The 23,765-nt window shown below is 66.4% G+C and carries 18 protein-coding genes; 13 read left to right on the forward strand and 5 right to left on the reverse strand.

All coding sequences use genetic code 11. The annotated features are described in order from the left end of the window. Positions 1–165: 165 nt before the first annotated feature. Positions 166–1,110 carry a LysR substrate-binding domain-containing protein gene (locus AC1RQK_RS15930; protein ID WP_492809794.1) on the reverse strand — a complete coding sequence of 315 codons (945 nt, stop codon included), beginning with the start codon at positions 1,108–1,110 and terminating at the stop codon, positions 166–168. Positions 1,111–1,331: 221 nt separating this feature from the next. Here AC1RQK_RS15930 and xdhA point away from each other — a divergent pair, with 221 nt between their 5' ends. The 7 genes from xdhA (at position 1,332) to AC1RQK_RS15965 (ending at position 10,766) form a co-directional block, all read left to right on the forward strand. Then, complete coding sequence (xdhA, locus tag AC1RQK_RS15935) at positions 1,332–2,846, forward strand: xanthine dehydrogenase small subunit (RefSeq protein WP_492376676.1); 1,515 nt, start codon at positions 1,332–1,334, stop codon at positions 2,844–2,846. 12 nt (positions 2,847–2,858) lie between these two features. After that, entirely contained in the window at positions 2,859–5,219 is a 2,361-nt protein-coding gene (gene xdhB / locus AC1RQK_RS15940; protein ID WP_492809796.1) for a xanthine dehydrogenase molybdopterin binding subunit, read from the forward strand. A 143-nt stretch (positions 5,220–5,362) separates the two neighbouring features. Then, on the forward strand, positions 5,363–6,397 hold the full coding sequence (xdhC, locus tag AC1RQK_RS15945; RefSeq protein WP_492376674.1) for a xanthine dehydrogenase accessory protein XdhC: 1,035 nt from the start codon (positions 5,363–5,365) through the stop codon (positions 6,395–6,397). After that, positions 6,394–7,440, forward strand: coding sequence for an adenosine deaminase (locus AC1RQK_RS15950; protein ID WP_416047989.1), 1,047 nt, complete (start codon positions 6,394–6,396; stop codon positions 7,438–7,440). Before xdhC ends, AC1RQK_RS15950 begins: the two co-directional genes overlap by 4 nt. Positions 7,441–7,503: 63 nt before the next feature. Continuing rightward, entirely contained in the window at positions 7,504–8,835 is a 1,332-nt protein-coding gene (gene guaD, locus AC1RQK_RS15955; protein WP_492376673.1) for a guanine deaminase, read from the forward strand. 169 nt (positions 8,836–9,004) lie between these two features. Then, on the forward strand, positions 9,005–10,105 hold the full coding sequence (locus AC1RQK_RS15960; RefSeq protein WP_492376672.1) for a fatty acid desaturase: 1,101 nt from the start codon (positions 9,005–9,007) through the stop codon (positions 10,103–10,105). Positions 10,106–10,334: 229 nt separating this feature from the next. Next, positions 10,335–10,766, forward strand: coding sequence for a hypothetical protein (locus AC1RQK_RS15965; RefSeq protein WP_492376844.1), 432 nt, complete (start codon positions 10,335–10,337; stop codon positions 10,764–10,766). Between the two features lie 66 nt (positions 10,767–10,832). Here AC1RQK_RS15965 and AC1RQK_RS15970 read toward each other — a convergent pair whose 3' ends face one another. Then, complete coding sequence (locus AC1RQK_RS15970) at positions 10,833–11,624, reverse strand: NADPH-dependent F420 reductase (RefSeq protein WP_492376845.1); 792 nt, start codon at positions 11,622–11,624, stop codon at positions 10,833–10,835. 231 nt (positions 11,625–11,855) lie between these two features. On the opposite strand from AC1RQK_RS15970, the gene AC1RQK_RS15975 reads away from it, so the two are divergent. Both AC1RQK_RS15975 and AC1RQK_RS15980 read left to right on the forward strand, forming a co-directional pair. Further along, the gene (locus AC1RQK_RS15975) at positions 11,856–14,219 is read left to right on the forward strand and encodes a TonB-dependent receptor (RefSeq protein ID WP_492809800.1); all 2,364 of its coding nucleotides are present in this window, start codon (positions 11,856–11,858) and stop codon (positions 14,217–14,219) included. A 115-nt stretch (positions 14,220–14,334) separates the two neighbouring features. Then, the gene (locus AC1RQK_RS15980) at positions 14,335–15,387 is read left to right on the forward strand and encodes a beta-propeller fold lactonase family protein (protein WP_492809802.1); all 1,053 of its coding nucleotides are present in this window, start codon (positions 14,335–14,337) and stop codon (positions 15,385–15,387) included. Between the two features lie 96 nt (positions 15,388–15,483). Here the strand turns inward: AC1RQK_RS15980 and AC1RQK_RS15985 are convergent, their stop codons facing one another. Then, positions 15,484–17,133 carry a hypothetical protein gene (locus AC1RQK_RS15985; protein ID WP_492809804.1) on the reverse strand — a complete coding sequence of 550 codons (1,650 nt, stop codon included), beginning with the start codon at positions 17,131–17,133 and terminating at the stop codon, positions 15,484–15,486. Between the two features lie 407 nt (positions 17,134–17,540). Between AC1RQK_RS15985 and AC1RQK_RS15990 the strand changes: the two genes are divergently transcribed. The 4 genes from AC1RQK_RS15990 (at position 17,541) to AC1RQK_RS16005 (ending at position 22,552) form a co-directional block, all read left to right on the forward strand. Continuing rightward, the gene (locus tag AC1RQK_RS15990) at positions 17,541–18,590 is read left to right on the forward strand and encodes an amino acid ABC transporter substrate-binding protein (RefSeq protein ID WP_492809806.1); all 1,050 of its coding nucleotides are present in this window, start codon (positions 17,541–17,543) and stop codon (positions 18,588–18,590) included. A 62-nt stretch (positions 18,591–18,652) separates the two neighbouring features. Next, positions 18,653–19,993 (forward strand): ArsB/NhaD family transporter, encoded by a 1,341-nt coding sequence (locus AC1RQK_RS15995; protein ID WP_492374126.1) that lies wholly within the window; start codon positions 18,653–18,655, stop codon positions 19,991–19,993. A gap of 454 nt (positions 19,994–20,447) precedes the next feature. Then, on the forward strand, positions 20,448–21,884 hold the full coding sequence (locus AC1RQK_RS16000) for a sensor histidine kinase (protein ID WP_492809809.1): 1,437 nt from the start codon (positions 20,448–20,450) through the stop codon (positions 21,882–21,884). Beyond that, positions 21,881–22,552 carry a response regulator transcription factor gene (locus AC1RQK_RS16005; protein ID WP_492809811.1) on the forward strand — a complete coding sequence of 224 codons (672 nt, stop codon included), beginning with the start codon at positions 21,881–21,883 and terminating at the stop codon, positions 22,550–22,552. Before AC1RQK_RS16000 ends, AC1RQK_RS16005 begins: the two co-directional genes overlap by 4 nt. 36 nt (positions 22,553–22,588) lie before the next feature. On the opposite strand, the gene AC1RQK_RS16010 is transcribed toward AC1RQK_RS16005, so the two are convergent. Continuing rightward, positions 22,589–22,873, reverse strand: a complete 285-nt coding sequence (locus AC1RQK_RS16010) for a hypothetical protein (RefSeq protein WP_477132932.1) — start codon at positions 22,871–22,873, stop codon at positions 22,589–22,591. Between the two features lie 96 nt (positions 22,874–22,969). Continuing rightward, the gene (locus tag AC1RQK_RS16015; RefSeq protein WP_492374122.1) at positions 22,970–23,731 is read right to left on the reverse strand and encodes a bestrophin-like domain; all 762 of its coding nucleotides are present in this window, start codon (positions 23,729–23,731) and stop codon (positions 22,970–22,972) included. Between the last annotated feature and the right edge of the window lie 34 nt (positions 23,732–23,765).

A 23,765-nucleotide genomic window follows, 5' to 3' on the forward strand; every position in this document is an offset into this window, starting at 1 on the left:
TTCTTTGTTTTGTCTCCACCCTCTTTGCCGGTCAAAGAAAAGTGACCGGCAGCCCCCGCAGGGGGATGTCGTATGGCTCTTGGGTCCAAAAACCAACGCCGCAACAAAAATCACCAACGAAAAGAGCAAGAGCCAACGGTTCTGCCCTTGCGCACAAACACCCCCTTACCCCTCCCTCACCAACTGCGGCAAAACCGGCAACTCCCCCGCCACCTCCGCAATCATCCTCCGCATCCACATCACATCCGGCGCAGCATGACACCGCTCATGCCACAGCTGATAAAACCGCATCCGCGGAAACGCCACCGGCGAAGGCACCATCTTCAGCGGCAGGTACTGCGCATAATGCGCGGCAAACTGCCGCCCCGTGGTGAACACCATATCGGTCTTCATCAACACATACGGCACCAGCCCGAAATACGGCAACGTGACCTGGATATTGCGCTTGTACCCCTGCTCAGCCAGCGCCTGGTCGATCATGCTGCGCTGCATCGAGGCATAGGGCGCCGGCGCCAGGTGCGGCATCTCCAGGTAGTGCTTGAGGGTCAGCCCCTTGCGCGCCAGCGGATGCTGCGCCCCCAGCATGCACACCACCTCATCGTCGAACAGCGACGAAATATGCAGATGCTCCGGTGGCGACAGCCAGTTGCCGACCACGATGTCGAGTTGCCCTTGCTCCAGGCTGTCGAGGAAGTCGCTCGATGACGTCATCGGGTGCACGAACAGCTTGGCGCCGGGCGCCAGCCGGCGCACGCGCTCGACGATGTTGGGCAGGAAGAAGGCGTCCAGGTAGTCCGGCGCGCCCAGGTGAAAGGTACGGGTCGTGGTGGCCGGGTCGAAATGCTGGGGCGGCCGGGCGATGCGGTCCATGGCCGCCAGGCTCTGTTCGGCCAGCTGCAGCAGCTCGCGGCCGCGCTCGGTCGGCACCATGCCGCTCTTGCCGCGCACCAGGATGGCATCCCCCGTGATTTCCCTTAGCCGCTTGAGCGTATTGCTGATGGCGGGCTGCGACTGGCCGAGGCGGACCGCGGTGCGGGTCACGCTCTGCTCGGTGAGCAGAGTGTGCAGCACCCGCAGCAAATAGGTGTCGAGATGGTCGCGTCCGTGCATGGCGAGGGGGCGCCTGGCGCGCTTTGCGGCCGGTGGCGTGGGGAATGGGAACGGCGCATAGTGTATGTCACGCACCCCGTCATTGGTCAAATCCGGTGGCCGCCGCCCTCGCCGGCCGCCAGAACGCTCTCCCCGCTTGATGGGGCATATCACCTGGGCCGAATATTGCATCATCGGCGTCAGTGCTATGTTTGGCCCCATCCACAAAGAGAGAAGACACCATGGAGACGCAAACCATCCGCTTTTACCACCGGGGCAAGGTCACGGAGGTCGCAGACGCCCCCGTTACCCGCACCGTGCTGCAGTACCTGCGCGAGGACGCGCGCTGCACGGGCACCAAGGAGGGCTGCGCCGAAGGCGATTGCGGGGCATGCACCGTGGTGCTGGGCGAGCTGGGCGAAAACGGCCAGGTCGAGTTCAAGGCGGTCAATGCCTGCATCCAGTTCCTGCCCACGCTGGACGGCCGCGCGCTGATCACTGTGGAAGACTTGCGCCAGGCCGACGGCGCGCTGCACCCGGTGCAGCAGGCGATGGTGGAGTGCCATGGCTCCCAGTGCGGTTTCTGCACCCCCGGCTTTGTGATGTCGCTGTGGGCGCTGTACCAGCAAAAATCCGAGGACGCCGGCACCGGCCGCGCCCCGGCGCGCGAGGCCATCTGCGACGCCCTGACCGGCAACCTGTGCCGCTGCACCGGCTACCGCCCCATCATCGAAGCTGGCCAGCGCATGATGGCGCTGCCTGCGCCGCAGGCCAGCAAGCTGGACCCGCGCCAGATCGCCGACACGCTGCGCGCGCTGCAGCGCGACGACACCTTCCACTACAGCGCCGAAGGCCAGCACTTCTACGCGCCCCGCACCGCCTCGGCTTTTGCCGCCATCAAGGCCGCCGAGCCCGGCGTGCGCATCCTGGCCGGCAGCACCGACGTGGGGCTGTGGGTGACCAAGCAGTTCCGCGAACTGGGCAACCTGCTATACGTGGGCCAGGTGGCTGACCTGAACGGCATCCGCGAAATCGATGGCGCCCTGGAAATCGGCGCGGCGGTCTCGCTGGAGCGCGCCTACGCCGCGCTGAACGACGTCCATCCCGAGCTGGAGGAATTGTGGAAGCGTTTCGCTTCCCTGCCGATCCGCAATGCCGGCACGCTGGGCGGCAATATCGCCAACGGCTCGCCGATCGGCGACTCCATGCCCGCGCTGATCGCACTTGGCACCGAAGTGGTGCTGCAGCGCGGCGACGTGCGCCGCACCCTTGCGCTGGAAGACCTCTACCTGGCCTACCAGAAGACCGCCATGGCCGAAGGCGAGTTCGTCGCGGCGCTGCGCGTGCCGCTGGCCGGGCCGGAGCACTTCCGTACCTACAAGCTGTCAAAACGCTTTGACGAAGACATTTCCGCTGTCTGCGCGGCCTTTGCGCTGACACTGGAAAACGGCGTGATCCGCCATGCGCGCGTGGCCTTCGGCGGCATGGCTGCCACGCCCAAGCGCGGGGCACTGACGGAAGCCGCGCTGATCGGCCAGCCCTGGACCGAAGCCAGCGCCCGCGCAGCCATGAGCGCGCTGGCGCGGGACTTCACGCCGTTGTCCGATATGCGCGCCACCGCCGCGTACCGCAGCCGCGGCGCCGCCAACCTGCTGTACCGCTTCTGGCTGGAAACGCGCGCCGACGCGCTGCCCGCCGCCGCCGTCAATGTCCGCGCCATCGGCGCGGGCGCGGCCACCGCCACCGCTACCGCGTAAGGAGAGATCGGCATGAACAAGCAAACCGAACCCTTCCTGCTCGACGCCGCGAGCGAAGCCAGGACCGCCATTTCGACGCAGCAAGTGGGCGTCTCGCGCCCGCACGAATCAGCCCACCTGCACGTGGCCGGCACGGCAACCTACACCGACGACATCCCCGAGCTGGCAGGCACGCTGCATGCCGCGCTCGGCATGAGCACACGCGCCCATGCTCGCGTCAAGTCGATCTCGCTCGACAAGGTGCGCGCCGCGCCGGGCGTGGTGGCGGTGCTGACCGCCGAGGACATTCCCGCCGCCAACGAATGCGGCCCGATCATCCACGACGACCCGATCCTGGCCAACGGCCTTGTGCAGTTCATCGGCCAGCCGATCTTCGTGGTGGTGGCCACCTCGCACGATGCCGCGCGCCGTGCCGCCCGCCTGGGTGCGATCGAGTACGAAGACCTGGCGCCGGTGCTGTCGCCCGAGGCCGCGCACCAGGCCGGCAGCTATGTGCTGCCGCCGATGCACCTCACGCGCGGCGAGCCGGCCAGCCATATCGCCGCCGCCGTGCATCGGGACAAGGGCAATATCCGCCTGGGCGGCCAGGAGCAGTTCTACCTGGAAGGCCAGATCGCTTACGCCGCGCCCAAGGAAAACGACGGTATGCATGTGTGGTGCTCGACCCAGCATCCCACCGAAATGCAGCATGCGGTGGCGCATATGCTGGGCTGGCACGCGCACCAGGTGCTGGTGGAGTGCCGCCGCATGGGCGGCGGCTTCGGCGGCAAGGAATCGCAATCGGCCATGTTCGCCTGCTGTGCCGCGCTGGCTGCCTGGAAGCTGCTGTGCCCGGTCAAGCTGCGCCCGGACCGCGATGACGACATGATGATCACCGGCAAGCGCCACGACTTCGTCTTCGACTACGAAGTCGGCCACGATGCCGACGGCCGCCTCGAGGGCGTGTCGGTGGAAATGGTTTCGCGCGCCGGCTTCTCGGCCGACCTGTCCGGCCCGGTGATGACCCGCGCCATCTGCCATTTCGACAACGCCTACTGGCTGCCGAACGTGCAGATCGACGGTTACTGCGGCAAGACCAACACGCAGAGCAACACTGCCTTTCGTGGCTTCGGCGGCCCGCAGGGTGCCTTTGCCATGGAGTACATCCTCGACAACGTGGCACGCACCGTGGGCCGCGATGCGCTCGACGTGCGCCGCGCCAACCTGTACGGCAAGACCGAGCGCAACGTCACGCCTTACGGCCAGACCGTGGAAGACAACGTCATCCACGAACTGCTCGACGAACTCGAAGCGACCAGCGCCTACCGCGCGCGCCGCGAGGCCACGCGCGCGTTCAACGCCACCAGCCCGGTGCTCAAGAAGGGCATCGCCATCACCCCGGTGAAGTTCGGCATTTCCTTCAACGTGGCCCACTTCAACCAGGCCGGCGCGCTGGTGCACGTGTACAACGACGGCTCGGTGCTGGTGAACCACGGCGGCACCGAGATGGGCCAGGGCCTGAACACCAAGGTGGCGATGGTGGTGGCGCATGAGCTTGGTATCCGGCTCGAACGCGTGCGCGTAACCGCGACCGATACCAGCAAGGTGGCCAACACCTCGGCCACCGCCGCCTCCACCGGCACAGACCTGAACGGCAAGGCCGCGCAGGACGCCGCGCGGCAGATCCGCGAGCGGCTGGCGGCGTTTGCCGCGCGCCAGGCCGGCGTGGACGCCAACAGCGTGCAGTTCGGCGACGACCTGGTGGTCGCGGGCGAACTCCGCCTGGACTTCAGCGACCTGGCACGGCAAGCCTACGTGGCACGCGTGCAGCTGTGGTCCGATGGCTTCTACACCACGCCCAAGCTGTACTGGGACCAGTCCAAGCTGCAAGGGCGGCCGTTCTATTACTTCGCCTATGGCGCGGCGTGCTCGGAAGTGCTGGTGGACACGCTCACCGGCGAATGGCGCCTGCTGCGCGCCGACGTGCTGCACGACGCCGGCCGCTCGCTCAACCCGGCCATCGACATCGGCCAGGTAGAGGGTGGGTTTATCCAGGGCATGGGCTGGCTGACCACCGAGGAACTGTGGTGGAACAAGGACGGCAAGCTGATGACGCATGCGTCCTCCACCTACAAGATCCCGACCGTCAACGACTGCCCGGAAGACTTCTACGTGCGGCTGTTCGAGAACGACAATGCGGAAGACAGCATCCATCGGTCCAAGGCCGTGGGCGAGCCGCCGCTGCTGCTGCCGTTCTCGGTGTTCTTCGCGATCCGCGACGCGGTGGCCAGCGTCGCGGACTACAAGGTGAACCCGCCGCTGGTGGCGCCCGCGACCAGCGAGGCAATCCTGGATGCGGTGGACGCGGTGCGGGCGGTGCGGGTGGTGCAGTAGGAGACAGCGGCTTGCGGATGCGCCCGCCCTCTCCCACGGGCCATCTTCGCTGAAGACCGAAATGAAGTAACGAAGTAACAAGCTGAAGTAACAAGCTGAAGTAACAAGCTTCACCCAGAGCATCAACCTAAAAAGGCATCACCATGCAGGACGCGCCCCTCAAACCCTTCCGCTTCGCCGACGCCACCCGCTGGGTGCGCGCGGGCGTGCCGGTGGCGATGGTCACCATCGCCGAGGTGAAAGGCTCCGCCCCGCGCGAGGCGGGCGTGCGCATGCTGGTGACCGCCAACGAACTGGTCGGCACCATCGGCGGCGGCCATCTCGAGTGGCGCGGCATGGAGATCGCCCGCACCATGCTGGCCGAGCGCGACGCGATGCGGCAGATCGTGCGCATCCCGCTGGGCCCGGCGCTGGGACAATGCTGCGGCGGCGTGGTGCTGCTCGCCTTCGAGGTGTTGGGCGAAGCCGACCTGCCGTGGCTGGACGCGGTGCAGGCCGCGTTCGGCACCGGACGCGCGCTGATGCGCACGGTGCCGCGCACCGGCGCGGTGCAACACGCCGCAGCGCCAGCGCTGCTGCCCTCGGTGGCCTTGCAGGCGGACGGCGGCTGGACCGACACCCTGGTGCCGGACGCGCTGCACGTGGTGCTGTTCGGCGCCGGCCACGTGGGCCATGCGCTGGTCAAGGTGCTGGCCAACCTGCCGTGCCAAGTGCACTGGGTGGATGAGCGCGACACCTTGTTCCCCGCCGACCTGCCCGACAACGTCACCCCGGAAGCCAGCGACATCCCCGAAGCCGTGGTCGACCATGCGCCGGCCGGCAGCTACTTCCTGGTGATGACGCACAGCCACGCGCTGGACCAGACGCTGTGCGAGCGCATCCTGCGGCGCGACGACTTCGCCTACTTCGGCCTGATCGGTTCCAAGACCAAGCGCGCGCGCTTCGAGCACCGCATGGCGGAGCACGGGATTGACCCTTCCCGCTTTGCGGAAATGACGTGCCCGATGGGCGTCTGCGGCATCACGGACAAGGCTCCGGCTATGATTGCGGTTGCCATCGTCGCCCAGTTGCTGCAGGTTCGCGACCAGCGCCTCGCCCATCTGGGCGCGCTCGTCGCCAGCCGCGGCGGCAAAGCGACGAGCTCGACGCAAACCAAGACCGCAAAAGGAACCCCATGACGCTCGATGCCGCGCTCGCAGACCGTATCCGCCAGACGCCCAAGGCGGAACTGCACGTCCACATTGAAGGCACGCTCGAGCCTGAGCTGATCTTCCGGCTGGCCCAGCACAACAAGGTCAAGTTGCCGTACGCCAGCGTGGAAGCCCTGCGCGAGGCCTACGCCTTCACCGACCTGCAATCCTTCCTCGACATCTATTACGCCGGCGCCAGCGTGCTGCTGACCGAGGACGATTTCTTCGACATGACGATGGCCTACGTGCAGCGTGCCGTCGCCGACAACGTGCGCCACGCCGAGATCTTCTTCGACCCGCAGACCCATACCGAGCGCGGCGTGCCGATCCATGTGGTGATCGACGGCATTTCCGACGCGCTCGCCCAGGCCCGCACGCAGTACGACTTCTCCAGCAGCCTGATCCTTTGCTTCCTGCGCCACCTCTCCGAGGAAGACGCTTTCGCCACGCTGGAAGCCGCGCTGCCTTACCGCGACCGCTTCGTCGGCATCGGGCTGGATTCCTCCGAGCAGGGCAACCCGCCGGAGAAGTTCGCCCGCGTGTTTGCCCGCGCCCGCGAGCTCGGCCTGCACCTGGTGGCGCATGCCGGCGAGGAAGGCCCGGCGCAATACGTGACCGACGCGCTCGACATCCTCAAGGTGGAGCGCATCGATCACGGCGTGCGCGCCATCGACGACCCGGCACTGGTCGAGCGGCTGGCCCGCGAGCGCGTGGCGCTCACGGTATGCCCGCTGTCCAACCAGAAGCTCAAGGTCTACCCCGACCTGCGCGACCACTCCCTGCACCGCCTGCTGGAAGCCGGCGTGCTGGTCACGCTGCACTCGGACGACCCCGCCTATTTCGGCGGCTATATGAACGCGAACTGGGAAGCCACTTTCGAAGCCTTGCCGCTGACCGCGGCCGATGGCCACAAGCTGGCGCGCAACAGTTTCGAGGCGTCGTTCCTGCCCGCCTCGCAAAAGACTGCCTTCCTCGCCGAAGTCGACCACTTCTGGCAATCCCCCTTGCCCGCCGCGGCCTCCACGGCCTGAAGCGCGGCTCACACCAAGATGCCGGCGCGCCATGCGCGCGCCGGCGCATGACGAGACATCGATATGACGACCACGCCCCCCACCCAGTCCATCACCCGCGCCATCCGTGGCCGCGTGCTGCACTTCCTGCGCGACCCCCAGTTTCATGACGACGCGTATCAGTATTGGGAAGACGGGGTGCTGATCGTCACCGCCGGGCATGTCGCCGCGGTTGGCAACCATGCCGACCTGGCCGACCAGATCCCGGCTGGCGCCGAAGTGATCGACCGCCGCGGCAAGCTGATCGTGCCGGGCTTTATCGACACGCACGTGCACTACCCGCAGACCGACATCATCGCCTCGCCCTCGCCCGGCCTGCTGCACTGGCTGGAGACCTATACCTTCCCCGAGGAGCGCCGCTTTGCCGAGCCGGAATATGCGGCGGCCGTGGCCGGCTTCTTCGCCGACGAGTTGCTGCGCAATGGCACCACCAGCGCCGTGGCCTGGAGCACCGTGCATACGGCCTCGGCCGATGCGCTGTTTGCCGAAGCCGACCGCCGCAACCTGCGCCTGGTCACCGGCAAGGTGATGATGGACCGCAACTGCCCCGAATTCCTGCGCGACACCGCCGAGTCCGGCGCGCGCGATTCGGCCGACCTGATCTCGCGCTGGCACGGCAAGAACCGCCTGTCGTACGCCATTACGCCGCGCTTCGCGCCCACCTCCAGCGAAGCGCAGCTGCAAGCCTGCGGCGAGTTGGCCAAGGCCTACCCGGACGCCTTCATCCAGACCCACGTGGCGGAAAACCGCGACGAAGTGAAATGGGTGGCCGAGCTGTTCCCGCAAGCCCGCAGCTATCTGGACATCTACGATCACTACGGCCTGCTGCGCCCGGGCGCGCTGTACGGCCACGCCATCTACCTCGACCAGGACGACCGCAAGCGGCTGGCCGACAGTGGCGCGGCGGTGGCGCACTGCCCCACCTCCAACCTGTTCCTGGGCAGCGGCTTCTATGACTTCCACCAGTCGGATGCGCACCGCCTCAATGTGACGCTCGCCACCGACGTGGGCGGAGGCACCTCGTTCTCGATGCTGCGTACCATGAACGCCGCCCACAAGGTGGCGCGCATGGGCGGCTACCACCTCACCGCGCTGCGCATGTTCTACCTGGCCACCCGCGCCGCCGCCGACGCACTGGGCTGGAGCGAGCGCGTGGGCAGCTTCACCCCGGGCTGCGAGGCTGACTTCATCGTGCTCGATCCGCAGGCCACGCCGCTGATCGCGCGCCGCAGCGAGCGCTCGGAAACGCTGGAAGAGCAGTTGTTCGCCTTCGCCATGCTGGGTGACGACCGCGTCATCGGCGAGGTGTATGTGATGGGCGAGCCGGCGAGCGCGCCAGCCTCCGCCGCGCACTAATCATCACTTTTAACAAGGTGGCACCGGGTCCGGCCTCGCGGGCTTGACCCGGATCAACACCCCTGTCATGCAATACTTCTAAGCTGTCACATCATCGGCCGCCCTGTGGCCGTGCACCGCCAGTCTCGGGCCCAGCCCGACCCCGCGTTCGACAACTGAAGGTTTTTGCATGATTGCCACGCAGCAAGCTTCCTTTCCGGAGCCGATTTCCCCTGACGTCCCCCTGCCCTCGCGCAAGATCATCCGCGGCTGGCTGATCCCGCTTGGCGCGCGCAGCACGCCGCGCGCGCTGGCGCTGTTCGCGCTGGACACCGCGCTGTTCCTGGCCGCGCTGGCCGGGGTGGTGCTGTTCTCCCACTGGCTCGCCAAGCTGGCCGCCAGCGTGGCAACGGGGCTGATCATCGCCCGCCTGTTCATCATCGGCCACGATGCCTGCCACCAGAGCCTGACGCCCCGGCGTGGCCTGAACAAATGGCTGGGCCGGCTGACCTTCCTGCCGTCGCTCACGCCTTACAGCCTGTGGGAAGTGGGCCATAACGTGGTTCACCACGGTTACTCCAACCTCAAGGGCTTCGACTTCGTCTGGCAGCCTTACTCGCTCGAGGAATTCCAGGCCCTGCCGCGCTGGCGCCGTGCGCTGGAGCGGGTCTACCGCACCGGCTTTGGCGCGGGCCTGTACTACCTGGTCGAGATCTGGTGGTTCAAGATGTTCTTCCCCAGCCGCCGCCAGATGCCCACGCGCCGCGCCGTCTTCATGTGGGACTGCACGCTGGTGGCGCTCTTCGGCGTGGCCTGGATCGGTGCGCTGGCGTGGCTGGCCATCGCCACCGGGCAGTCGGTGGCGCTGCTGGTCGGGCTGGGCTTCGGGCTGCCGTTCCTGGTCTGGAATTTCACCGTGGGCTTCGTGCTCTACGTGCACCACACCCACACCAGCGTGGCCTGGTACGACACCAAGGCCATGTGGGCGCGTGCCCAGCCCTTCGTCTCCACCACCGTGCACCTGCGCTTTCGCTATGGCATCGGCGCGGCGCTGCACCACATCATGGAGCACACCGCGCACCACGTGGACATGAGCGTGCCGCTGTACCGCCTCAAGCGCGCCCAGGCGCTGCTGGAGCATGCGCTGCCGGGCCGCATCATCATCCAGAACTTCACCTGGCGCTGGTATTTCCATACCGCGCGCCGCTGCAAGCTGTACGACTTCAAGGCACTCTGCTGGACGGACTTCCGCGGCCGGCAGACCAGCGCCAACGCGCCAGTGCCGGCATAACCCACCACCACCCCCACCACCTGCCGCAGCCGCCCTGGCTGCGGTTTGTCTTTTGGGACGCGTAATACTCAATTACAAAGTCTTTCCGCGCGCTTGTCCCGCACAGCGGCGCTTGCCTCGTTAAGCAAGGTATCGGTCCCAAGGTCATTGCGCATCCCGACCCGGGGCCGCCCCTTGGACAACGCCCGAGCGCAAATCAGCGCCGACAGGACAAACAGGACAAAGACAAATGGCAATCAGCAAACCCCATGCGCCGGCACGCCGCCGCCTGCTCCGCGCCGCCCTGCCGGCGCTCGCCTCGCTGGCGGTGCTCGGCAGCCTTGCCGGCTGCGTGACCGAGCGCGTGGTAGTACGCCAGCCGGCGCCTGCGCCACCCCACCAGATGGTCCGCAACATGCCGCCGCCGGTGCACGAAGACCGCGGCCCCGCGCCTGCCTACGGCTGGAACTGGGTGCCGGGCCACTGGAAGTGGGAAGGCAACGACTGGTTCTGGGTGCACGGCCGCTGGGTCCAGCAGGCGGTGCCGGTGATGCCGCCCGTGATCGTGGAACAGATCACGGTTGCCCCGCCCGCGCAGCATGCCTACTGGGTGCCCGGGCATTGGGTCTGGCGCTTCGAGGGTGGCGGCTGGGTCTGGATGAAGGGCGCCTGGCACGGCTAAGCCCCGCACGGGCCCGCCGCCCATGGCGGCATGGCTCAGACCTGAGGCCCGGTGGCGCCGGCATGATTACTTAGGCGTCGCCACCATCTTCCCGCCCTGCTCCGCCATGCGCGCGCGCATGGCGTCGGCCGAGCCGATCTGATGGAACAGCGGCCCGCCCGGGGCGAAGCTGTCGGCCGTGGCAAGCCGGCCGACCACCACCGGCTCGAAGCCTGCATCGCGCACCAGTTGCTCGCCGATGCGCAGGGCCTTCGGATCATCGGCGGCGATCGGCACCGCGATCAGGCCCTCGGCCCGGTGGTTCTGATTGGCGAAGTTGGTGGCGCCCATGAAATTGAAAGCGCGCACGATACGCGCGCCGCGCAGGTACTTTGCGGTGGTGATGCCGATGCCCTTGCGCATCGCCTCTTCGGCAACAGCGCCATCGCGCGCACGCACGGCGTTGGTCGCATCCACCACCACTTTGCCGGCAAAGGCCTTGCCATACTCCGCCGATATCTCAGGCAACGCCTTGTAAGGGACGGCAAGAAAAATCACGTTGGAAAACGCCAGCGCCTCGGCCACCGTGCCCGCGCGGGCAAGCGGGCCAAGTTTTTCGACCAGCGGCTTGAGTTCATCCGGGTGGCGCGAGGAGAACAGGACGGGATGGCCTGCCTTCACCCACAGGCCGCCTACCGTGCTGCCGATGCGGCCCGAGCCAATCACGCCGATGGGCACGAGGGCGCTGTCCCGGCTAGCCTGCGCGCGCAAGCGCGAGGGCGAGATCCCCAGCCACATCGCCAGCAACGCCAGGCTCACGCTGCCGGTGAGCAGGCGGCGCTGCCGGCTGATGGTTTCGATGCGCTCTGGAAACGGCATGGCGGACTCCTCGATCCGATGACCATCAAACATCGTGGTGCTGCAACACAGCAAGCGGGTGCGGTGCACTTGGCACGCCTTCAAACTCTAGGCGAAAAATGCAGCGCGCGCCGCCGCCCCGTTGCCGCCGCGTGATCGATTTGGCGCTTGCCACCCTGTGCACTACAGTAAGTAGCACTTGCATCACCCGCGATCCCCCGCCCTTGCGTCCTTGTCCCCACGGAGACGGTAATGGCCCCCGCCCTCCCCTGTCCGCGCCGCTCAAGGCTCGCGCCGGCCGCGCAGCGTAGGGCAGCCGCATGCGCACAGGTGGCGCGGGCGGCGCGGGTGGCCCTGGCGGCGCTGGCTGCAGGCGCACCGGCGGGCGTGGCCGCCCAGACGCCGCAGCCAGCGCCTGGCGACGAGGTCCACAACCTGCGCGAGGTCACCGTGGTCGCGCCCGCGCCGCTGCCGTCGTTCTCCATCCCGCGCGAGGCGTTTCCCGGCAATGTGCAAACCGCGACGGACGCCGACATGGAGCGCGCCAAGTCTGGCAACCTGTCCTCGTTCCTCGGCGAGACCATGGACAGCGTGGTGATCAACGACGTACAGGGCAACCCGTTCCAGAAGGACATTCTCTATCGCGGCTACCGCCTGTCCTCCACCCTGGGCGCGGCGCAGGGCATCGCGCTCTACCTGGACGGCGTACGCCAGAATGGCGCGCTGGGCGATGTGGTCGACTGGACGGCGATCCCCGAGGCCGCCATCAGCACCATCACGCTGGTGCCCGGCAGCAATCCGCTCTACGGCCTCAACGCGCTTGGCGGCGCGCTGGCGCTGACCACCAAGTCCGGCGAAACGCATCCCGGCGTGGAGGCCGACCTGAGCCTCGGCAGCCACGGCCGCGCACGGCTCGACGTGAGCGGGGGAAAGATGCTTGGCGATGGCTGGCACGCCTTCGTGGCGGGCACGGGCTTTCGCGAGGACGGCTGGCGCCAGCTATCCGGCAGCAGCCTGGGCAACCTGTTCGCCAAGGTCGGCCGCTCGACCACCGATACGCAATGGAGCGTGAGCGTGCTGGGCAGCAGCAGCAGCCTGTCCGGCAATGGCCTGCTGCCAGACAGCATTTACGGCAGCCAGCGCAATGCCATCTACACCGCGCCCGACCTCACCCGCACGCGCTCGCTGCAGGTCACGCTCAACGGCACGCACCAGCTCAACGCCGAGGACCAGATCGCGCTGACGGCTTATGCTCGCCTGGGGCACGCAAAGGCCAGCACCGGGGACGTCAGCGACGACTACCTCGACACCTTGCTTGGCTGCCAGGGCAACGCCGGCAATGCGGGTTGCGAGCCAGGCGCCGCGCCGGCCGGCGCGGTGCTCAACACCTCGACCGTCAACACGCATGACTACGGGCTGTCCGGGCAGTGGTCCCATACGGGCAACGTCCACGACGCAGTACTGGGCGCCGCCTTTGCGCTGAGCCGCGCATCGTATCGCCAGGACACGCAGCCCGCCGGCTTCAGCGACGATCGCGTGGCGGTGGCGGACCCCGGCGCCACGCCCGGCACCAACGCCTCGCTCGATGGACGCACCAGCACCGTCAGCTTGTATGCCTCCGATACCGTCAAGCTGCTGCCGCACGGCTACCTCACCGCGAGCGCGCGCTGGAACACCTCGAGCACGCACACGGTGCTGACCTTGCCGAATGCATCCGACGAACGCTTCACGTTCTCGAAGCTCAATCCTTCGCTTGGGCTCTCGCACCAGTTGCGCAGCGGCCTCACGGTCTTTGCCTCGGCCTCGCAAGGCACGCGCATGCCGACCGCCATCGAGCTGGGCTGCGCGGATCCGGCCAACGCCTGCCAGCTGCCCACCGGCCTGCAGGCGGATCCGTACCTGCGCCAGGTGGTATCGCGCACGGTGGAGTTCGGCGGGCGCTGGAAGGCCAGCGATGCCACCGACCTCACGCTCGCGCTGTACCGCAGCGACAACCGCGACGACATCCTGTTCCAGCGCTCGCCGGTCAGCCCGCTCGGCTACTTCACCAACTTCCCCAAGACCCGCAGCCAGGGGCTGGAACTCGGGCTGCGCCAGCGCCTGGGCCCGGTGATGCTGCGCGCCAGCTACAGCTACCTGCAAGCCACCTACCAGGCGGACGGCCAGATCCAGACGCCGTTCGCGGCGCCCGTCAACGTGCGCCCCGGCACGCGCATGGCGGGCGTGCCGCTGCACAGCTTCAAGCTCAGCGGTGACTGGCGTGCAACCGCGTCGGTCACGCTCGGCGGCGTCATGGTCGTATCGTCGTCGCGCCCGGTGGCCGGCAATGAGGACGGCGCGCTGAGCGCTCAGGATCCGCGCCTGGCGCGCACCGCCGGCTTCGTGCTGTTCAACCTGCGGGCGAGCTGGCAGGTCGATGCACGCTGGCAGCTCTACGCGCGCGTCGACAATGTGTTCGACCGCCGTTATGAAACCTATGGGCAGGCGGGCCTGAACGTGTTTCCGGGCGGCACGCTGCTGCAGCCCGGCGCGGCGGTGCCGATCGAGCGCTTCGTCGCACCGGGCGCCCCGCGCCTCTTCCTGGTGGGCGTGCGCTATGAATGGGGCGGACGCTAGCGGCCGCAGGCATGCGGGAAATCCTTGGCAGTTGCCGCGCCGTCACCAAGAATGGAAAGCAGCCGGACGGCATCGGGCCGGGAACAGCGACAAGCAACGCAAGCGGGAGGCGTGCATGGCGACAAGACAGGGCAATGGCCAATCTGGCCGGATCATGCTGGCGCTATGCGCCGCGCTGGCCTGCGCCGCTTGCGCGCCAGGCCCGGCGCCGCGAGGCGCTCAGGCGGCCAAGGCCTATGTGTCGAGCGAGAGCGGCGGCATCGCGGTGATCGACCTCGACCGGCTCGACATCACAAACACCCTCGACACCGGCGGCAAGGGTCCGCGCGGCATCGCCATCAGTGCGGATGGACGATACCTGCTGGCCGCCAACAAGGGAACCGGCGACCTTACCGTCATCGACACACGCGATGGCCAACTGGCCAAGCGCATCCCGATCGGCAAGAACCCGGAATTCGTGCGCGTGTCCGGCGGGCAGGCTTTCGTCACCTATGAGCCCGGCGAGCCGGGCAAGACTGGCGACGACGCGCCGGTCCCGGCGCAGATCGCCGTGATCGACCTCAAGGACTGGCGCGTCACGCGCGCGATCCCCAGCGGCCTGGAGACCGAAGGCATCGAATTCTCGCCGGACGCGCGCCTGCTGCTGGTCACCAATGAGGGCGACGATACGGTATCGGTCTACGAGCGCGCCAGCGGCCGCCGCCTCAACCTGATCAAGACGCCGCCCGGATCGCGCCCGCGCGGCATCAAGGTGAGCCCCGACGGACAGCGCTATATCGTCACGCTGGAGTCAGCCAACGCGTTCCTGGTGCTCGATGCGGCCGACTACCACATCCTGCGCAAGGTGCCGACGCGCAGCGGGCCCTACGGGGCCGCCTTCGACCGCGCTGGCAAACGCCTGTTCGTGGCCGCGTCGCGGGCGGACACCATCCAGGTATTCGATGCCGACAGCTATGAGAACATCGCCAACATCGCCACCGGCAAACGCTGCTGGCACTTCAGCTTCACCCCCGACGACGCGCGGCTGCTGATCGCCTGTGGCCGCTCGAACGCTGTCTATGTGGTGGACGCGCGGACCTACCAGCCGCTGCGTGAAGTGGCCGGCGTGGCGCTGAGCTGGGGCATTGTCACCTACCCGAAGAGCCCGGGAACGCTCGATGCGCCTTGAATCCACCGGCGCGCGCCGGCGCCGGGGACATTGTGCGTTCGGCGATGCCTGTCGCAGAGCCTGGGATCGTGCAAGCCATTAACAAAAACGGAACTGTCAATACGATCCTCTCGGTTTCGCGTTGTCGCGATAGCCTCTGGCCTCCTTGATCTCAGCCCTGGTGGCATCGGCGTTGGCCGTCAGCAAGACCAGCCTTTTGAAGTAGTTGGCTGCCTTCGCATCGTTGTGCATCATCTGCGCTGACTTTGCCGCGCCATACAGTCCTCGCAGCCGGTTCGGGGTGGACTTCAGGGAAGTCTCATATTCCTGCAATGCAGCGCCAGGCTGATTCAGTCCCAGCAGCATATCGCCCAGGAGCTCGCGCATCGGATACAGACGGTTTTCCATGGCCACATCCTTCTCGCTCGCGTCTTCGAGCTTAGCCGCCTGCCGCATATGGCTCACGGCTTCGTCATTCCTGCCCATGTCCAACTCGACCCAGGCGCTTGCAGCGAGGATTTGAGCATCGCCCTGCTCGACCCAGTAGGCTTGCTTTGACTTCTCGAGGTTCGCGCGGAGTTCGCGCAGCTTCTCGATGTCGGTCTGCGCGGCTTGCGGATCGCCGCTGCGTGCGGCGCCAAGTGCCCGCGTGAAATACGTGATCGCCTCGGCCTGCGCATAGCTGCTGCCTCGCGGTTGCAGCGCTGCGGCTTCCTGCCATGCACCGCGCTCCAGCGCATAGCGCGCAGGGATGGCGGCAAGCGCCGTGTACAGAGCGGGCCGCTCAAAGGGGAACTTCCGTGCCGCCTCTGCCTGGTCCCGCACGCTGGAAGCGAGCCGATCCATTCCCATTTGCAGGTACGCGTACTCCATGAAGTCCCACGAGTGCGGGGCGTTTGGATGCGTCGCCCCGGGCCAGGCTTTGGCGGCATCCCCGACCATGACAACCAGGGCGGCCTCGTTCGATTTCACGGACTCCGGCCACATCCCCAGCATCGAATAGGTATGCGAAGGCATGTGGAGCGCGTGGGGTGCGTCGGGGGCAATCGACGCATACTTCTCGGCGAAGGGCAGGCCGCGCTGCGCAAGCGCTGTACAGTCGTAGCTGTGAATCAGATAGTGGGCAACGCCTGGATGGTCTGGTTGCGCGCGATAAATCCTCTCCAGAATGGCGCCTGCCTTAAGCTGCTTGGCGTAGGTTTTGTCACTGTGCGATGCGCCCTCGTTGAGGGCGAGTGCATAGAAAATGGCGGCCTCGGTATCTCGTGGATACTTGGCGGAAAGCTTCGCCATCGCTTGCTCGTACGCCAGCGTGCGCTGCTGCTGGCTGACCGTGCGGTAGTCCTTGTAGAACAGATCAATCGCGCGCAGCCAGTCGGCTTCCCGTTCCGTCTTCGGACCAAGCGCCAGGCCCCTTTGCGACGCTTCCAGCCCGTTTTTCAGGCTAGTCTCGTCGAAGGGTGTTAGCAATGGATTGGGACGTTGGCTCATCGCAATGCCCCAATAGGCAATGGCGCATTGTGGATCGTCCTCAAGTACGGATTTGAATGCCGAAACGGTATTTGGATAGTAAAAGGAGTGCAGCATTGCCAGCGCGTGCTCGAACTGCCGCTGGGCCGCCGGGTTGCACGAGGTCGGAAAATGAACCGTGCCGAATTTCTCGTTGCCCAGGGTAGTTTGGGCTGTCTGAGCATTTGCAAAGGACGGCAGAGCCAGCACGGCCATCAGCGCGCCGAGGCGAGAAAACTGTCTTATTGCCTTCATCATTGGCGTCTCCTTGGGCTGGGCCAGGCGGTGCGGCCCGTCATTTGCCGCCATCCGTGGTGGCTGGCTCGCCGCCGCCGGCATGGCGGACCACACCGCAGATCAGACGAGCGTAGGTCGAAGGTTTGCGAATTCTCCGGGGACTCCTAATAGCGTAGCCGCCCTTTTGGTCCACGCAAAACAGAAAAGCGCTCAGACCCTTGCCGATCGCGTTCCTCAACAGCAGGAATGCCGGTGATCGTCAGGCGCCTCATTCCAAGTCTCCTATATTGCATATTGGCGAGACGTGGTGCCCCCACCAATCTCCCTCGCCCGTACGACGAAAGGCCAATTGACGCACCAGGGGATCGCTGCCAGAGTGAATCTGTCGGCAGCGGCGGCGCGCTGCCGCGCCTGGCTTGGGGGCAAGCATGATCCACCTTCGGCGCATCGTCGGACGCATCGTCAAACGACTGTGGCTGGGTACGTTGCCATTGCTCGCTGCCGCCGCCTTGCCGGCCCATGCCGCGGATGGCGATACGCTGGCGCAGGCCAGGTCGCGTGGCACGCTGCGCTGCGGTGTCAGCGAGGGCATTGCGGGGTTTTCGGCGAAGGACGCGGCGGGACGCTGGTCTGGCCTTGACGTCGATTTCTGCCGCGCCGTAGCGGCGGCGGCGCTGGGCCGGGCCGACAAAGTCACCTTCGTAGCGCTGAAGGCTTCAGCCAGGTTTCCGGCCCTGCGCACCGGCGTGGTGGACCTGATCAGCCGCAACACCACGTGGACCCTCGCGCGTGAGAGCACGCTGGGCGTGCAGTTCGCCGGCATCCTCTTTTATGATGGCCAGGCCTTCATGGTGCCGCAGCAGGGCGCGCCGAAGTCAATTGACGCGCTTGACCGCGCCACCGTCTGCGTCGAGAAAGGGACATCGAGCGAGGAACATCTGGCCGCCTATTTCGCGGCGAAACGGTTGAGCGTGAGCCCGCTCGCCGTGGACTCCGCAACCGAAGTGGCCGACGCCTTCTTTGCGGGACGCTGCCTCGCCTATACCGCGGATGCCTCGCACCTCGCAGCCGTACGCCTGCGGGGCCGGGGCGGATCGCAAGCCTACGTCATCCTGCCCGAGCGGATCTCGGAGGAGCCGCTCGGACCGGTCGTGCGCAACGACGACCAGCAGTGGCTGACACTGGTCCGCTGGGTACTTTTCTCGCTCGTTGCCGCTGAAGAAAACGGGATCACGCAATCCAACGTGCGCGAGCGCATGCGCGATCCGTTGCTGGGCGCCTCCCTCGAGCCCGGCGACGACGCCAGCAAGGCGCTCGGCGTCGCGCCGGGCTGGGCCGTGCGCGCGGTGCAAAGCGTGGGCAACTACGGTGAGATGTTCGAGCGCAATCTTGGCGCGCAAAGCCCGCTCAAGCTGGAGCGCGGCCTCAACCGGCCATGGACGCAGGGCGGCCTGATGTACGCGCCGCCCATGCGGTAGATACGATAGGTGGGATAGGTGGGATAGGTGCTATCGATGCAACGGGCCGCGGAGGTCGCCGCATGAGTGAGCTGCAGATCTATATCGTCCTTGGCGTCTTCGGGGCTGTGATCCTGGTCATCGCCTTGAACCTGCTGGACATGGCGGTGGCAGCCCTGATCGGCGTGTGCGTGCTGATCGCGCTGGGGATCCTCAACGAACAGGATCTGCTGAGCGCCACCCGCACCTCCGGCGGCCCCATCGGCTTGCTGTTTGGTGGCATGGTGGTGGCGCGCATCCTGTCCACCACGGGCCTGTTCGACCGCCTCGGCGACCTGTACCTGAGCGCCACGGGCGGCAGCGGCAAGCGCTTCCTGTTGTTGCTGATCGCGATGGTTGCACCCTTGTGCGCCTTCTTGCCGAACGCGACCACGGTGATCCTGCTCGCCCCTATCATCATCCGCGTGGCCATCGCCCTGGAGGTGGACTTTGTCGGGCCGATGGTGCTGACCGCCATCGTGAGCAATTCTGCCGGCCTGCTCACGCTGGTCGGCGACCCGGCGACATTCCTCGTCGGCAGCGCGATCGGCATGACATTCGGCGAGTACCTGCGCCGCGTCAGCCTGGGCGGCGTGGTCGCCCTGCTTGTCATCGTCCCGCTGTTGCCGCTGCTGATGCCGGACCTGTGGCGGATGCGGCGTGCCTTGCCGCAGCGCCAGCCACACAGACGGCTCGAGCGCCCCGTCTATGCGGGGCTCTCGCTTGCCGTCCTCTTGACGATGGTGGGGCTGTTCGTTTTCGGCGAGCACCTGCCCACGCGGCTCGTGCCGCCCATGGCCGCGCTGATCGCCAGCGCCCTGGCGCTGCTGGTGGGGTATGAAGCCCGCTTCGAGCCAACCGACGACGTGCTGCGGGACGTCGACTGGAAGACGCTGTTGTTCCTGGGGTGCATCTTCTGCCTGGTGCAGGCGGTGACCAAGACCGGCCTGCTGCAAGTCATGGCGCTGAAGCTGCACGGGTCGTTCGGCACCCAACTGACGCTCGTTGCCCTGGTGATGATTGCAGTCATCGGCCTGCTCTCAAGCCTGCTGGCAAACGTCCCGGTGGCAGCCGCGTCGATCCTGATGATCAAGGGCTACCTGGTGGCGGCGGAGGTCGTCCCCGACGCCGCGCTTGGCGCGCTTTTCACTCAGTGGCCAGCAACCACGATTCCGGTGTTCGTCGGCATGATGTTCGGGGCAACGCTCGGTGGCAACGCCACTCTCATCGGCGCATCGGCCAACATCGTGTGCGCTGGCATCTGCGCGCGCCACGGCAAGCCCGTCACGTTCGCCACGTTCATGCGCTATGGACTGCCAGTCACGGCGGCCCAACTCACCGCGTCGGCGATCTATGTCATCGTGTTGTCGCGTTGGATGCGCTGAGGGCGCCGATATGCGATACGGGACCATGGTCCAATGCCCGCGCACCGCCCCCCGGCAATGGGACCTTGGTCCCATTTCCATCGCGGGATCGCGCCGCCGGCAAGGCTGCCCCGCTTGCGCGAATCCGCGCATGGTAAGTTCCACAATCGCGACTTATGTCTTTTACAAAGCAACGCCAGCGCCTACACTTTTTTTGCCTCCATGCCACATGATCGTGGGGCCGCCCGTCCCGCCAGTGACGCTTTACCCACCTGGGCGCGGGAGCGCGAGGAAGCACTTAAGACGGGTCCGCTGATCAGCCCAGCGCATGTAGGCGGTGGCGAGCATCTCGCTGCCACGGCGCAGCTGCCCAATGCCACCGCATGCACGCTGAATGGCTCAATCGCTCGCCGGCTTGCCGACGGCGCCGGGTTCGCATGCCTGCCTGCGAACCATTGACAGGGAGCACGGCGCCATGACCATCATCCGCACTGCTGCCCTCCTCGAGGCAGCGTTCATCGCGCTGCTGTTGTTGTTGCTGCTGCTGCAATTCCGGCGCGCGCGGGCCAACGGTGCAACGTGGCGCTACCCGGCGGAGGACTCCCCCGCAGCGCAGCCACACCCCGCCAAGGGTCCGAGATTTCGCCAGTCCTGGCGTCAGGGCTGGCGTCAGGGCTGGCGCCCCATTGGCGCACGCCTTGCCATGCTCTCCCCTGGCCGCGTCCAGCGCACCGCCATACGCCCGGAGCCACGGGATGGGCCCCTTGATCCCCGAGGCGATACATCTGACGGGTTCCGCGGCTCCGCGCGAGCATTGCAGCATGATGAAAGCGTGCGCGGCCTGCTGGCCTTGTTGCCATTTGCCATTCTGATGACCAATCCGCGCGGCCAGATCCTGTTGGCCAATGCTGGCGCGGAAAAGCTCTTCGGCTATCGCCAGGAGGAACTGATCGGCGCGTCTGCGGACGCGCTCGTTCCAGGATTGCAGGGCGACAGCGGGACCGTGCGCTTGTCCCGGCCGGCAGGCGGCACGCATGACCAGTTCGCGCGACGCAAGGATGGCACTGAGTTCCCGGCGGAAATCACCGCCAACGATGCCTCGTTCGACAGGGAGCCGCTCCTGCTGACCGTCGTCATCGACCGGACCGAGCGCTACGAACTACAGCGTAACCGGCAAGAGCTTGCCCATCTGACGCGTGTCTCCACGCTGGGTGAGCTGGCGAGTTCGCTCGCGCACGAGTTGAATCAGCCGCTTACGGCCATCTTGAGCAACGCGCAGGCCGCTCAACGCTTTATGTCGACGCAGCCTGTCAACCTGGCCGAAGTGCGTGAGATCTTGCAGGATATCGTCGAGGACAACCACCGCGCGAGCGAAGTGATCCGCAGGATTCGCAGGCTGGTCAAGAAGGGCGACCTCGAAGCCGCGCCCATCAGTCTTGAGCGCGTCATTGGCGACGTGGCGCTGCTGGTGCACAGCGATGCGATCGTACGCGGAATCCGCGTGGTCCAGCACACCGAGCCCACGCTGCCGCGCGTCCAGGGCGATAGCGTCCAGGTGCAGCAGGTGGTACTGAATCTGTTGCTCAACGCCTTCCACGCAAGCGAGTCCCGCCCGGCGCGGGACCGCGTGGTCATGGTTGACGCCACGTGCGAAGGCGCCAGCATGGTGCGCGTGGCGGTGCGGGACCGTGGCCCCGGCCTGAGCGCGGACAAACTCGACCAGGTCTTCAAGCCATTCTTCACCTCAAAGCGTGAAGGGCTTGGCCTCGGGCTGTCCATCAGCCGCTCCATCGTTGAAATGCACGGCGGACGCATCTGGGCGCAGAACAATAGCGACCAAGGTGCCACTTTCTATTTCACGTTGCCGGTCGCAGCCAAAACAGAGCCCGTCCATTCGGGGGAACACCCATGAACAACCCCACACCAACCGTCTTCGTGGTGGATGACGACGACGCGGTGCGCCGGGCGCTGATGCGCCTGATTGGCTGCGCAGGCTACCGCGCCGAAGGATTCGGCACGGCGCGGGCGTTCCTCGACAGCGTCTTGTCTGCCGAGAGCAACGCCTGCCTGGTGCTCGACTTGCAACTGCCCGACCTGAACGGCCTGGAGTTGCAGCGCCAGCTCAGCAGCGCGGGCTGGCCGCTGCCGATCGTCTTCCTCAGCGGACACGGCGATATCCCGGCAAGCGTGCGCGCCATGAAAGCGGGCGCGACGGACTTCCTGGTCAAGCCGGTCAGCGACAGCGAGCTGCTGAACGCGATCGAAGCCGCGCTGGGGCGCGCGTCGCAAGCACGCGCGAGCCGCATCGAGATCGAAGCGATCTACAGCCGCATTGACCGCCTCACGCCGCGCGAGCGCGAAGTGCTCACGCTGGTCGTCGAAGGCCGCCTGAACAAGCAGATGGCTTGTGAGCTGGGCACGGCGGAAAAGACCATCAAGGTCCACCGGGCCCGCGTGATGAGAAAGATGGAGGCGCGCTCCCTGGCCGAGCTTGTGCGCATCAGCGACAAGGTCGGCATCCCCCATCCGCTCCTTCACCCACCGCAGGGTGCAGCCGCTGCCGCTGCCGCTGCGCCATAACATAGCCCGGGAGAGCCTGACGCCAACCGCAGCGCTTCAATTGCAGCCCTGATGGCGGGCCGTCCTGGCGCAGGTCTTTCCGCTCGGGCTTGTATAGACCCCCTTGCCATCCTTGGTCTTGGCCTCTCCGCCCTTGGTGGTCTGCGTCGTTGTCACGCCGTTCTGATTCTTCTCCGACGTAAAGCCGTTACCCGTGTTCCGGTTATACCCGGCGGCAGACTCTCCGTTGTTGCAAACCACAGCCCCGCGCGCGTTGGTGGTGCATTCGGCATAGGCGTTCGCGCACAGCATTACGCATGCCAACATGGCTAGCATCTTCATCACGACTCCTTGTTATGGCCGGCACAGACGCCTCGCGCCGGCGCGTCCTCTGCTCAAGAGTAGGTCAGCAGCGCGCGGAGCGCGGCGCCTCCTGCGCTACCGGCCAAGATGGGCGAACGCGTCGTGCATGGATGCAAGCGACACGCTGACCAGCCCATAGAGCGGCGTGCTCATTTCCTCGATCAGGAAGATCGCCCCGGAAGTCGACAAGGCGCACATCATCAACGCGGCGACGATGGTCCCGTTGCGCTCGGCGAACAGCCCGAACGTGCCGAATACGATGGACAGCCACAGCACCAGCACGATCAGCAGGGAGATCGGGATCGAGGATTTTGTCTGCAGCAACGCGAGCCAGCGCGCAGCGAACACGCTATCGACAATCTGCAGGGCCTTCGCCTTCAGCTCGCGCTGCGCGTCGTCGCGCGGCGCAAGCGCCTCCAGCTTGCGCTGAAAGCCTTCCAGCTGGCTGACAGACTCGGCATTGCCAAGCTTTGCCAGCTGCGCCTCGTCCCCGGAGTCGAGTATCTGGATTTTCTCGGCATAGACACGCTTGAGTAAAACGCGAACCTCCTGCGCGTCCGGCCCATATTTGGCCAGTACCCGATCGAGCTGGATGACGCTGGCGGAATTCTGCACAAGCTCGCTGCTCACGGTGTCGAACGTGCCTTTCGCCGACGACACCAGCAGCCCCAGCACCAGCGCCGCCATCGTGGCGATCAGGCCTGTCGCCATCTTGACCACGCTGATGGACTGATCGCTGAGGTGGTGTTCAGGCAGCATGGCGCGCGCCCACATGCCGAGCAGTGAACTGCCGAAAACACAGGCGAACACGATCAAGGCGATGACGAGGTGGTTCATGTCTCACCCCCTGTTGCCGCGATACGGCGAGCCA

This window comes from Cupriavidus sp. GW822-FHT02D05 (genome assembly GCF_058802485.1).